The sequence below is a fragment of the Immundisolibacter sp. genome (assembly GCF_041601295.1).
In the GTDB taxonomy this organism is placed as follows: Bacteria; Pseudomonadota; Gammaproteobacteria; order Immundisolibacterales; family Immundisolibacteraceae; genus Immundisolibacter.
On sequence record NZ_JBFIII010000086.1, the window covers coordinates 1 to 12,948 of the forward strand.

The following is a 12,948-nucleotide window of genomic DNA, read 5'->3' on the forward strand; positions in this document are numbered from 1 at the left end:
GGGAACGAAGGGCGCGATTACTACGGCCGACGCGAGGCAGCGCGAGCGGCTCTTGAGCAAGCCCAGTTGCAGTTGCAGGAAGCGCGTGGCCAGTTGAATACCTACCAGCGGCAAACGGAAGGCAATGAGCCACTCCTGCTGTTCTCCCAGAACAGTGGAATGAACGCCGATCCGGAACTGGCGCAGCGAATTCTGGTCCTGGAGAAGAATCTGGATTCGCTTCTGTTGCGTTATCAGGACGAACACCCGGATGTCGTTGCCACGCGTCGCCTTATCGAAACGCTTAAGGCACGTGAGCCCAGGGGGCCAGATATGGCTGCTGGCGCCCAATCAGCGGGGATGTTCGCTGAGCAAATGAGTATTGCCCGGGCCGAAGCCGAGGCACGGGTTGCAGCGCTGGAAACCCGCGTTGCAGCGTATGCTGCACGCTACAAAAAAATGGCGGAGGCGGTGGATCAGGTTCCGGCGATAGAGCGGGAGTATTCCGCGCTGGCGCGTGACCATCAGATTCTGAAAACGAATTATGACGAGTTATTGGCTACCCGGGAAAAAGCCAGTATTTCTCAGGATGTGGAAAACAAGACAACTGCGGTGGAATTCCGAATCATAGACCCACCTACTGTACCGATATCTCCTGCGGCTCCGAACCGTTTGATGTTGACCAGCGCGCTCCTGCTGTTGGCGATCGGATCGGGATTGGGCACCGCATTCGTGTTGGCCCAGCTCCGGCCAACAATCGATTCGACCCGTCTGTTGGAGGACCTGACCGGTCGTCCGGAGGTCATCACCGTGTCCACGCACGTAACCGAGTCGAACCAACGGTTACGGCGTCGATCAATCGCCTCGTATTCGTTCGCCAGCCTGGCCTTGTTCGGTGCCTATGGTGCCGCACTAGCCCTGAACATACTCAGGTGAGGAGTACGACATGAGCATCATTGAGCGCGCCATGCAGCGTGGTGCGGGCGAGAAGCCAAATGACACCGCAGGGGCGCCAGACAAAGACCCGGGAGTCCTTGATAAGGACGCGGCTCAGTTGCACGGTGACGTTGCGGGAACCTCACCTGCTCACCAACCGGAGGTCGCTGCGGGGGACGATACGCGGTCTGGCCTGGAATCCGATGACTCCGCCGCGCGCGGGTCATCGTCTCGTCCCAATGCGCTGAACCTGGCGCTGATGCGCCGTCAAGGGTTTCTTGTTCCCGGGGACGGGCGCAGCGTCTTGGCGGAAGAGTTCAGAATACTGAAGCGGCCAATTCTGGCCAATGCATTCGGTGAGTCCGGGCATCGGGTGGACCGCAGAAATGTAGTCATGGTCACCAGTGCCCTGCCAGGCGAAGGGAAAACCTATACGGCGGTCAACCTTGCATTATCGATCGCGACTGAACTGCAAAGAACGGTGCTGTTGGTCGATGCCGATGTAGTCAAACCGTCGATTGCGGCCCGGACCGGGCTAACGGTGGACCGGGGTTTGATTGACCTTTTAGAACATCCGGGCCGAGATATTTCAGATTTTCTCGTCAGGACCAATGTGCCCAATCTGGTGGTCCTTGGTGCCGGACGCAGCCATGGCCGTTCCACCGAGCTTTTGGCCAGCGCCGCCATGGCGCAACTGGTGGATGAGTTGAGTACTCGCTATCCAGACCGCCTTGTCCTGTTTGACTCTCCGCCGATGCTCTCCACCAGCGAATCCAGCGTGTTGGCACGTCATATGGGCCAGATCGTGCTCACGGTACAAGCTGGAAAAACGCCCCGAGCGGCGGTGTCGCGGGTTGTGAAGATGCTCGATGTTTGCGACATTGTTATCCCGGTGCTCAACAAGGCTGCCGGAATACCGGGAATGAATTACGCGATGGGCTATTACCTGGACGGAAAGTACGGTAGACAATGATAGTTATGGGTAGCCCGTGGGTCGGAGTCAATCGCTGGGGTGCCGCATTGTTGGGCAGTCTTGTATTCTGCTCAAGTGCCTGGGCCGAAGGTGGCAGTCTGCGGTTGTTTGACGTGGAGCCTCGCATATCGGTGAGTGAAACGTACTCGGATGGAGGCATCAGTTCGAACAATTCCTCCGGGGGCTGGATAACGTCGGTCGACCCCGGGTTTAGTTTGTCCAGACAGGCAGCACGCCTTGAAGCGGATTTTGATTACTCGCTTGGAAGCCGTTATTACGCGGAAGACAGCCACAATTCGATTCGTCATCGGATGCACGGAAACGCGCTTGTGGAGTTGATTGAGCGGGAATTGTTCATCGATGCGCTGGTTATCAAGCGCGACCAGCTGACATCGCCTTTGGGTACCTCAAATATTGATTCAGGCTTGCAGCGCGACAACCTGACTTCAACCACAAGTTGGCGTATCGGTCCACGGTGGCTGCATCGTTTCGGACGGGTAGCTAATTCGACGCTGGAGTACCAGATTGACCGTGTTTCGTTCGACGGGGAGGCTGCCAACGACAGTTCGGGTAAGAACATCCGGGCGAACGTGCAAAGCGGCTCGTTATTCGATACTTTTTTCTGGGCCATGGACTATACCGATAGCGATATTCGCTATTTGGAATCTGATGACAGGTCACAGTTCGAACGATATTCGGCAACTGTTGGTTACAATCTGACAAGAAAGTTAAACGTTTTTTATGTAATAGGTAATGAGACCAATCGCTACAAGGGTTCGCTGGGCGACACTGGGGGCAGTTACTGGAATGTTGGAGTCGGTTTTACGCCCAGCGTAAGAACGACAATGAACGCAAGTTTTGGCAAGCGCTTCTATGGCGACACCTCCTCGTTCTCCCTGACACACACAGCGCGCAAGTGGGTTGTCACGGCGGCATACGATGAGACGATAACGACCATTCGGCAGCAGCAGTTTGGCGGGATTTTTCTTATTTGCCCGCCGGAAATTCCGGACTGTACTCCGGAGCAAGCTGTAGCGTTCGGAATAGATATAGGTGTCAGAAATGGAACCTATCTTCTCGAGTCCCTGACCGGTTCCGTCGCCTACACTTTGCCAAAGAGCACACTTACCCTGTCTACCTTTGACCGTACGAGAAAATTTCAGGATTCCAGTGGCCCGGGCGATGAAAGCTCGGGTGTAACCGTCGGGTGGAATTGGAAGATCAGCCCGCTGACAAGCCTTAATGTGGGCAGTGGCTGGCTCAAATACAAGCTTCAGGTAATACCGGTCAGGGAGGACGATCGCTGGTTTCTTCGGGCAGGTATGCAGCGTGACTTGGGGTCGGATATTCATGCCTCCATGAACTATAGCTACCAGAAACGAGACTCTAGCGCCGGCGGCTCTGATTTTAGCGGGAATACTGTGTCGGCCAGCTTGACAAAGACGTTCTAGTATTTTATGTACGAGTCCTATTACGGACTGACTGGCAAGCCATTCGCACTTAGCCCGGATTCACGGTTCTTTTATCCGAGTAAATCCCATAAGCGGGCGATGTCGTACCTCGAGTATGGCGTGCAATCCGGCGAGGGTTTTATCGTTGTTACCGGAGAGGTGGGCGCAGGTAAGACGACGCTGGTGCAGGGCCTGTTGTCCTCGCTGCGAACAAAACCAATAATTACGGCGAACATCGTCAGCACCCAGCTGGAGGGGGTAGATCTGCTGCAAACCGTGGCGGGCGCGTTCAAGGTCCCGTACGCCGGCCTTTCAAAAACGGCCCTGCTCGGAAATCTGGAGCGATTTCTTCTCGAGATGTCCAGGGCCGGCAAGCGTGCATTGCTGGTGGTTGATGAGGTTCAGAACCTAAGTAAATCAGCGCTGGAGGAGCTGCGGATGCTGTCGAATTTGCAGCAGGACGCGAAGCCCCTGTTGCAAAGTTTTCTGGTCGGGCAACCGGAGTTCAGAGAAATACTGAAAAGTGCCGATATGCTCCAGTTACAGCAGCGGGTGATTGCCGCCTACCATCTGGGGCCGCTGGACGAAGCCGATAGTCGCGCCTATATCGAGCACCGGCTTGCGGTGACGGGGTGGTCCGGGCGGCCCAGATTCACGAACGATGCATTCGCGGAATTATTCGTTCAAACGGGGGGGGTGCCTCGGCGAATAAACGTTTTTTGTGATCGCCTGTTTCTGATGGGCTATCTTGAGGAACTCGACGAGTTTGGCCGTGATGTCGTGTCGCTGGTTGCGGACGATATGGTGGCGGAGTTCGGCGCGCCGCAAACCGGTAGTGCGTCCGCGGTTCCGAGAGGCGATTCGCTGGGCGCGGACGACTCGGCGATGCGGCAGCTGGATGTACTCGATGCTCTGGATCGATTAACGACTCAGGGCATCCGGCTGGAACGCTATGTGTTGGCCGCCTATCGTTCGGTGAGGGAGTTGGCGCAGCGGTGGGATTCTGGCGGTAACAGTGGGTCGCAGAGCGCGTCACGAGGCGACGGACTCAAGGATGCGCCCGAGCGGGCGCGGCCGCAGTCAGAGGACTGAATTTGGCATGGCCCGGGGTGGCCGGTGCCGATTCGGCAAAGGTGGAAGGGCGGTCATTTCCGCGATAGCGACTGGGTGTACCGTTACTTTATGCAGCATGTATTTTCCGTCGACGTCGAGGAGCATTTCCAGGTTGCGGCGCTCGCCTCGCGCGTGAGCAAAGCGGCCTGGGCCAGTCACCCCAGCCGCGTTGAGGCGAACACCGAGCGGTGTTTGGATATTCTGGACGCCGCGTCTGCCAAGGGGACTTTTTTTGTGTTGGGCTGGGTTGCCCGCAGATGTCCAAAGCTGATTGGCCGAATAGTTGCCCGCGGCCATGAACTGGCAAGTCATGGCATGGCCCACGACCGGGTCACCGACCTCGGCGCGAAGGCGTTTAGCCAGGATATTCAGGAGGCCCGGGGCGTGTTGCAGGATCTCGGCGGCGTGTCCGTGGACGGTTATCGGGCGCCATCATTTTCGTTACGGCCCGAGATGGACTGGGCCTACGCGGCCTTGATCGAAGCCGGTTATCGGTACAGCTCCAGCGTCTATCCGGTTCGGCACGATCACTACGGCGCGCCCGATGCGCCCCGGCAGGCGTACAGGCCGCTTGCCGACGCGCGGTTTGTGGAACTGCCGATGACGACGGCCCGGGTCGCCAGGATGAATGTTCCGGCCTCCGGTGGGGGATATTTTCGTTTGCTGCCTTACGCCCTGAGTCGGCGCTTGTTGCGCCGGGTACAGGAACGCGACAAGACAGCGTGCGTTTTCTACATGCATCCGTGGGAGATTGATTCAGAACAACCCAGGGTGGCTGGCCTGCCCTGGCGCGCCCGTTTCAGGCACTACATCAACCTGCATCGAACCGAGTCGCGGCTGAAGGCGTTGCTGCACGACTTTTCATGGGCTCGAATGGACCAGGTGTTTTCGCGTGAAATAGCGCAGCCCGAGAACCTGCCGCCGATGGTGCAGGTCAGGCGCTGAGGATGGAAATCAAGCGCCTTGATGACGAATTGTTGGAGCCGTGGGATGCGTTCGTAGAGGGCTGTCCGGAAGCGACGTTTTTTCATCGTAGCGGCTGGAAGCGGGTGCTGGAGCAGGCGTTTGGATTGCGGACACATTTCTTGTGTGCGCTTTCCAACGGACGGATCGAAGGGGTGCTGCCGCTGGCCGAGGTGCGCAGCGTGCTGTTTGGCAGTTCCTTGGTATCTCTGCCGTTTTGTGTTTACGGCGGATTAGCGGTCAGTAGCGAGTCCGCGGGTCTGGCGCTGGATCAAGCGGCCCAGGAGCTCGCGCAATCACTGCGGGTCGGACACCTTGAGTACCGCAATCTGGCGCCGCGGCATCCCCACTGGCCAACCAGGAGCGGGTACGTCACGTTTTGCAAACAGATCGACGCCGACCCCGACGTCAACATGGAAGCGATACCCCGCAAACAGCGGCGGATGGTGCGCCAGGGCATGAAGGCGGGGCTGGTGAGTGAACTCGACGCGGGTAACGATCGGTTCTTTTCTGCCTATTCCTGGAATGTGCATCGCCTCGGTACGCCAGTGTTCGGACGTCGCTATTTCGATACGGTGCGTCAGGTATTCGGCGGGGACTGCCAGGTACTGACAGTGAGTCACCACGGGGAAACGGTGGCCAGCGTCATGAGTTTTTTCTTTCGGGACCAGGTGTTGCCTTACTACGGTGGCGGCTTTGGGTCGGCCCGGGAGTACGCAGCGTACGACTTCATGTACTGGGAAGTGATGCGTCGCGCCGCTGAGCAGGGTTGTCGCAGGTACGACTTTGGTCGCAGCAGGCTCGACAGCGGGTCTTACAGTTTCAAGAAGAACTGGGGTTTTGAGCCGCAGCCGCTACATTACGAGTGCAAACTGATTCGGGCGCGGTCGGTGCCGCAGAACAATCCTCAGAATCCCCGCTATCAGCGCCTCATCAAGCTATGGCAGCGACTGCCCTTGCCTGTAGCCAATATCCTGGGTCCCTATTTGTCGCGCAGCCTGGGCTGACCGCCGGGTCTGTGGGCGGTCCTTTATGGAAGAAATTCTTTTCCTTGCGCATCGCCTGCCGTACCCGCCGAACAAGGGCGACAAGATCCGCTCTTTCCACATCTTGCGGCATCTGGCACAGAGGTATCGAGTCCATTTGGGCACCTTTGTGGATACTCCGGAGGATGAGCAGCACGTGCCGATGCTGCGTGGGCTATGCGGTGGCCAGGTGTGCGCCGCCAGGCTGCGTCCGCGGTGGGCTCTGTTGCGTAGCCTCGCCGGTCTGCTCGACGGCAGGCCGTTGACGGAAGCGTACTATCGCGATAAGCGGGTTGCAGGCTGGGTGTCGACTTTGCTGCGCGAACGGCCGGTGCGCCGGGCGGTGGTTTTTTCATCGTCCATGGCCCAGTACCTGAGTGGCGCTGCGCAGTTGCGACGGGTGCTCGATCTGGTGGATGTCGATTCCGAGAAATGGCGTCAGTACGCGCTCGCGCGGCGCTGGCCAGCCGCGGCCCTGTACCGGCGCGAGGCCATTCGCTTGCTGGTCGCCGAGCGTCGCGCGGCCGGCGAGTTTTCCGCAACGCTACTGGTATCGGAGCAGGAAGCGCAGGTATTCCGTGCCCTGGCACCGGAGGTGGCGTCGCGGGTAAGGGCCATGTCCAACGGGGTCGATACGGATCACTTCGATCCGGCCATTGCTTACCCGGATCCTTATCAGGGGAGCGGGGGGCGGTGCATGGTGTTTACCGGGGCCATGGATTACTGGCCGAACGTGGACGCGGTGTGTTGGTTTGCCGACGCCGTGTTGCCTCGCGTGCTGCAATGTTTGCCGGAGGCCAGGTTCTTTATCGTTGGCCGCGATCCGGCACGCGCGGTTCGCCAGTTGGCACGGCATCCTGGCGTTATCGTTACCGGGGGGGTTGCCGACGTGCGGCCCTACCTGGCGCACGCTGGTGTCGCCGTTGCGCCCCTGCGGCTGGCGCGAGGTATTCAGAACAAGGTGCTTGAGGCGATGGCCATGGCTCGGCCGGTAATCGCGAGTCCGCAAGCCTTGGAAGGCCTTTCAGTACGTGTGCCAGAGGACGTGCGGGTTGCCGCCGACCCCCAGCAATTCAGGCAACAGGTGGTTGACCTCCTGACTTCAGGCGCGGCCGCAGCGGGCCAGGCTGCACGGCGCGCCGTGGTGCGTGATTACGCCTGGGACAATTGTCTGCAGGTGCTTGATCGCCTGTTGGAATGCCCGGAACCAGCCGATAACGGCAAGAGTGTTATCAGGCCCGGTCAGCCGGCGGGGGCGATGTGAACGTTGAAACGCAGGCAAACGCCTTGGGGAAGCGATTGGTCAGCTACGACTGGCGGATCGCGGGCGGTCTGCTGGCCGTTACGATGGTTGTGGTGCTCCTGGCGTTTGGCGAGACGGTGCTCGGCATCGGTGCCATCTGGTGGCGCTCCGAAACCTACGCGCATGGCGTGCTGGTGGTGCCGATTGCCATCTACCTGTTGTGGCAACGCCGCCACTATCTGGCGCAGGCAGCCCCTGGCGTGCAGCCATGGGCGCTGCTGCCGCTTGGTGCGGCCGGAGTCCTGTGGTCGGTCGGCAGCCTTGGCGCTGTTCAGGCGTTTCAGCATTTTGCGCTGTACGGGATGCTGCTTGGCAGCGTCTGGTTGGTCGTGGGCAATGTGCCCCTGCGCCGCGCCGCGTTTCCGTTGGTTTTTTTGGTGTTTGCCGTGCCCTTCGGCGATTTCCTCATCATCCCCTTGCAGGACTTTACGACCCATTTCACGGTGGCGGGGATTCGCTTGCTGGGGGTGCCGATTTACCGCGAGGGTTACGATCTAGCCTTGCCGAGCGGCAACTGGCGCGTGGCGGAGGTCTGCAGTGGCTTGCGTTATGTGATCGCGTCCCTGGTGCTGGGAGTGCTCTATGCCCACCTGATGTATCGCAGTCGTTGGCGGCAAGGGGCGTTTGTCGTGATATCCCTGATCGTGCCTGTTGTAGCGAATGGCCTGCGCGCGGTTGGCGTGATCATGCTGGGTCATCTGTCGGGGATGCGCCTGGCCGTCGGGGTGGATCACCTGATCTATGGATGGGTGTTTTTCACCGTGGTCATGCTGGCGCTGTTTTTGATCGGCGCTGTTTGGCGCGAGGATGGGCCACGTCAGTCAATACCGCAGTCCGCAGCGTCCGCAGTGCCGACGAGTCGTGCTCCTGCTCAGCATCTACGCTTACCCAAGGCTTTGTCGGTGTGGATGCTTGGTCTGGCCATGGTGGCGGTGTGGCCGCTGGCCGTGTCGTGGATGGAAGCGCACAACGATCACACCGCGCCGGTTCTGGAGCCGCCGCAAATTTCAGATCGGCGCTGGTCGGACTTGCCCATCACGGATTGGCTGCCGCATTTCGAGGGGCCACGTGCATTTCTGACGCAGGTCTACCTGGGCGGTGATGGGCCGGTGGGGTTGGCCATTGCCTACTACAACAACCAGTCCCAGGATTCGGAGTTGGTGTCCTGGCGCAACACGCTGGTCGGTCGCGGCATGGGTGCCTGGGGGGAAATCGATCACGGTCACCGGCGCATTCGCCTGGCACATGGGACGGTGGAGGTACACGAAACGCTGATCCATAAGCCCGGGTCCAGGATGTTGGCGTGGAGCTGGTACTGGACACCGCAAGGAACCACCCTGTCGGCGACAACCGTCAAGTTACGGGCGGCGCTGGGGCGCCTGGTGGGTCGCGGTGACGACGCTGCGCGAGTGGTGGTTTATGTCCCTGTCGACAGGGACGAGCAGCATTCGCGCGGTTCGCTGCAAGCCTTCCTGGCCGATGCATGGCCCGTCCTAGACCAGGAGCTTGCCAACGCGTATCGGCAGGCCGCGGCGCAGTGACCCGTTGGCGGGTGGCGCAGCCGGTGCCCGGTGCCGTGCCGTTGTTGCTGCACGTGGTGCATAGCTTCGAGATGGGCGGCCTGCAAAATGGTCTGCTGAACCTGCTGGACCGACTGCCGTCGGCGCGTTACCGGCATGCCGTGGTCAGCCTGACCGGGCTGTCGGGTTTCGAACGGCGCCTGCGGCGCACCGATGTCCCGTTTTACGCCCTGCACAAACCGGCTGGCCGTGGGCTGAGCAGTCATCTGCAATTGTGGCGTTTATTGCGCCGACTGCGCCCGGCGCTGGTTCATACACGCAACCTTGCGGCCCTGGAGGCCCAGCCAATAGCGATGGCTGCCGGAGTGCCCCTGCGGGTGCACGGCGAGCACGGTTGGGACACGCACGATCCGGATGGCCGCTCGGTGCGCTATCGCCGCTGGCGGTGGCTGATGCGGCCATACGTGAACCATTACATCGCGCTGTCCAGGCAGTTGCAGGAGTATCTGATCACCGGCGTGGGGGTTCCGCGGCAACGAATCAGCCAGATTTATAACGGTGTTGATACGGTGCATTTCCACCCGCGTGCCGCCGCACAGTCGCCCACGTCGGTCGGCCCGTTTGTCCAACCGCAGCATGTTCTGGTCGGGACAGTCGGTCGCTTGGAGCCGATCAAGGATCAACTCAGCCTGGCGCGGGCTTTCGTGCTGGCCGTGGAGCGGCGACCAGACCTGCGAGCGCGCTTGCGACTGGTGGTGGTGGGCGACGGTCGGTTGCGGGCACCGATCGAGCAGGTTTTGCGCGATGCGCAGATGGCGGATCTGGTGTGGCTGGCTGGTAGCCGGGACGACATAGCCGTTTTGCTGCGAGGGCTGGATCTGTTCGTGCTGCCGTCCCTGGCGGAGGGTATTTCGAATACCGTCCTGGAGGCGATGGCAAGTGGCTTGCCGGTGCTGGCGACCGCGGTCGGCGGCAACGTCGAGCTGGTCGAGCCTGGTATCACCGGAGCCCTGGTACCGCCAAACGATCCGCCCGCGCTGGCCGAGGCACTTATCGCCTACACCGATGATCCCCGGCGCCGCGAGCGCGAAGGTCAAGCCGGTCGCGAGCGCGCCGTAAACGAGTTTGCACTGGAAGAGATGGCAGCGGCTTACCAGGACATTTATGACCGTCTGCTGGCCCAGCGCGGAAAACGCCGGGCCGATTTGCAATGATCGGATAGAAGCAGGATATGTGCGGACTGGTTGGCATTTTCGACACTCGCGGCGAGCGGCCGATAGACCGCGCCTTGCTCGATCGCATGAACGAACGCCAGCATCACCGCGGGCCGGACGAGGGTGGCTTGCACCTGGAACCGGGCTTGGGTCTGGGTCACCGGCGCCTGTCGATCATCGATCTTGCGACCGGACAGCAGCCGATGACCAGCGCCGACGACAACCTGGTACTGGTCTACAACGGCGAGATCTATAACTTCGCCGAGCTGGCGGACGAGCTGCGCGCGCTCGGCTACCGCTTTCGCACCCACTGCGACACGGAAGTCATCCTGTACGCCTACGCCGCCTGGGGCGAGGCGTGCGTCAATCACTTCCGGGGCATGTTCGCCTTCGCCCTGTGGGACCGCCCGCGCCGGCAACTGCTGCTGGCGCGCGATCGCCTGGGCATCAAGCCGCTGTACTACGCGCCTCTGGCGGACGGAACGCTGCTGTTCGGGTCAGAGCTGAAGGCGCTGACCACGTGTCCACAACTGCCGCGCCAGATCGACCCACTGGCGGTGGAAGATTATTTCGGTTTCGGCTACGTGCCGGAGCCGCGCACCATCTACAAGGCCGCTCTGAAGCTGCCGCCGGGCCATACCCTGACAGTGCGCCGCGGCGAGCCGGTGCCCGCGCCGCGTCAGTTCTGGGATCTGCCGCTGGACCCGCGACCGGTGAGCGCCGACGTTGGCGCCGAGCTTATCGAGCGCCTGCGCGAGGCGGTGCGCATTCGCATGATCGCTGAGGTGCCGCTGGGCGCATTCCTGTCCGGCGGCGTGGATTCGAGCGCCGTGGTGGCCATGATGGCGGGTCTTTCCGGCGCGCCCGTTGACACCTGCTCCATGGCCTTTGGCGAAGCCGCTTATGATGAATCGGCCTACGCCAACGACATTGCCCAGCGCTACGGTACGCGCCACCATAGCGAGCGCGTGGACGCGGACGACTTCGACCTGCTCGATACGCTGGCCGACATTTACGATGAGCCGTTCGCGGACAGTTCGGCCATTCCGACGTATCGCGTTTGTCAGCTGGCCCGTCGGCATGTCACCGTGGCCCTGTCCGGGGACGGCGGGGACGAGTCCTTCGGTGGTTACCGGCGTTACCGCTGGCATTTGCAGGAAGAGCACCTGCGCCGGCGGTTGCCACTAGCCGTGCGACGGCCGTTGTTCGGCGCCCTGGGTAGGCTGTACCCGAAAGCCAACTGGGCGCCGCGCTTCCTGCGCGCCAAGGCCACGTTCCAGAGCCTGGCGCGGGACAGTCTGGAGGGATATTTCGACAGCGTGGCGGTGATTGGTGACGACCTGCGTGCGAGCCTGTACAGCGCGGCCTTTCGGCGCGATTTGCAGGACTATCGCGCCATCGAGGTGCTGCGCCGGCACGATCGGCTGTCCGATGCCAACGATCCGCTGCGGCGCGTGCAATACCTCGATTTCAAGACCTATCTTCCGGGCGACATCCTGACCAAGGTGGACCGAGCCAGCATGGCCCACGCACTCGAAGTGCGGGTGCCGATCCTGGATCATCCGTTCGTCGAGTGGGCTGCCGGCCTGCCGTCGGCACTCAAGGTGAGCGGCGGCGAGGGCAAGGCAGTGTTCAAGCAGGCGCTCGAGAATCACCTGCCGCGGGACGTTCTGTACCGCCCCAAGATGGGCTTTGCGGTACCTATTGACCGGTGGTTTCGTGGCCCTTTGCGCGAGCGGGTGCGCGGCGCCGTGCTCGGTGAGCACCTCGCTGGCAGCGGTTTGTTCGACATGGATCGCCTGGCCCGGCTGGTGGACGAGCACCAGTCGGGGCGCCGCGACCACGGCACGCCACTGTGGACACTGCTGATGTTCGAGGCCTTCCTGCGCCGCAGCGAGGCTGCCGGCGCGTGAACGAGTTTCTTGTCCGCCGCCTGTGGCTGCCGCTGCACGAGCGCCTGCGTGGGCGCGAGACGCTGCGGCATTACTCTGACCTGAAGGCCAGCGAAGTCTGGGACGCCCCGCGTCTGGAGGCGCTACGTTTGCGCAAGTTGTGTCGCCTGCTGGCGCACTGCCAAACGCAGGTGCCCTATTATCGAGCGCTGTTCGCACAGGCGGGAATCAAGGATGCGGCTGCCTCGGGCGCGCAGGCGCTGCGGGAGTTTCCACCCCTGGAGCGTGACACCATCCGTAGCGGGGGCGATGCGCTGCTTGCCGAATCCGGGCATCCACCGCGTTTGCGGGCCAACACCGGTGGTTCCAGCGGCTCGCCGCAGGTATTCCAGACCGACCTTGTCAAAGAGGCACGCCAAAACCCCCACAAGCTGCGCCCGCGCAGCTGGTTCGGCGTGTTGCCGGGCCAACGTCAGATTGATTTTTGGGGTTCGCCGATCGAGTTGTCCAAACAAAGCCGCCTGCGCGCGTTCAAGGACCGTTATTTCCTGAACCAGGTGCTGTTATCGGCGTTCAACC

Annotated in this window: 9 protein-coding genes and 2 pseudogenes; all 11 read left to right on the top strand. The window is 61.3% G+C overall.

Annotated elements, in window-relative coordinates; translation table 11 throughout:
- Positions 1-915: pseudogene (locus ABZF37_RS11125) on the top strand (chain length-determining protein); the annotation flags it as partial.
- Between the two features lie 10 nt (positions 916-925).
- On the top strand, positions 926-1,888 hold the full coding sequence (locus ABZF37_RS11130; RefSeq protein WP_372719889.1) for an XrtA-associated tyrosine autokinase: 963 nt from the start codon (positions 926-928) through the stop codon (positions 1,886-1,888).
- A 5-nt stretch (positions 1,889-1,893) separates the two neighbouring features.
- Positions 1,894-3,339: a TIGR03016 family PEP-CTERM system-associated outer membrane protein gene (locus ABZF37_RS11135; RefSeq protein WP_372719903.1), complete on the top strand. Its 1,446-nt coding sequence runs from the start codon at positions 1,894-1,896 to the stop codon at positions 3,337-3,339.
- Positions 3,340-3,345: 6 nt separating this feature from the next.
- Positions 3,346-4,431, top strand: coding sequence for an XrtA/PEP-CTERM system-associated ATPase (locus tag ABZF37_RS11140; RefSeq protein ID WP_372719891.1), 1,086 nt, complete (start codon positions 3,346-3,348; stop codon positions 4,429-4,431).
- Positions 4,432-4,521: 90 nt separating this feature from the next.
- Positions 4,522-5,397 carry an XrtA system polysaccharide deacetylase gene (locus ABZF37_RS11145; protein ID WP_372719893.1) on the top strand — a complete coding sequence of 292 codons (876 nt, stop codon included), beginning with the start codon at positions 4,522-4,524 and terminating at the stop codon, positions 5,395-5,397.
- Positions 5,398-5,399: 2 nt separating this feature from the next.
- Positions 5,400-6,422: a FemAB family XrtA/PEP-CTERM system-associated protein gene (locus tag ABZF37_RS11150; RefSeq protein WP_372719895.1), complete on the top strand. Its 1,023-nt coding sequence runs from the start codon at positions 5,400-5,402 to the stop codon at positions 6,420-6,422.
- A gap of 25 nt (positions 6,423-6,447) precedes the next feature.
- The gene (locus ABZF37_RS11155) at positions 6,448-7,704 is read left to right on the top strand and encodes a TIGR03087 family PEP-CTERM/XrtA system glycosyltransferase (RefSeq protein WP_372719897.1); all 1,257 of its coding nucleotides are present in this window, start codon (positions 6,448-6,450) and stop codon (positions 7,702-7,704) included.
- Positions 7,705-7,727: 23 nt separating this feature from the next.
- The gene (xrtA, locus tag ABZF37_RS11160; protein WP_372719899.1) at positions 7,728-9,284 is read left to right on the top strand and encodes an exosortase A; all 1,557 of its coding nucleotides are present in this window, start codon (positions 7,728-7,730) and stop codon (positions 9,282-9,284) included.
- 44 nt (positions 9,285-9,328) lie between these two features.
- Positions 9,329-10,477, top strand: a complete 1,149-nt coding sequence (locus ABZF37_RS11165; RefSeq protein ID WP_372719905.1) for a TIGR03088 family PEP-CTERM/XrtA system glycosyltransferase — start codon at positions 9,329-9,331, stop codon at positions 10,475-10,477.
- Positions 10,478-10,494: 17 nt separating this feature from the next.
- Positions 10,495-12,390: an XrtA/PEP-CTERM system amidotransferase gene (locus tag ABZF37_RS11170; protein ID WP_372719901.1), complete on the top strand. Its 1,896-nt coding sequence runs from the start codon at positions 10,495-10,497 to the stop codon at positions 12,388-12,390.
- Positions 12,387-12,948, top strand: a pseudogene (locus tag ABZF37_RS11175) (phenylacetate--CoA ligase family protein); the annotation flags it as partial. The gene ABZF37_RS11170 and the pseudogene ABZF37_RS11175, both read left to right, overlap by 4 nt.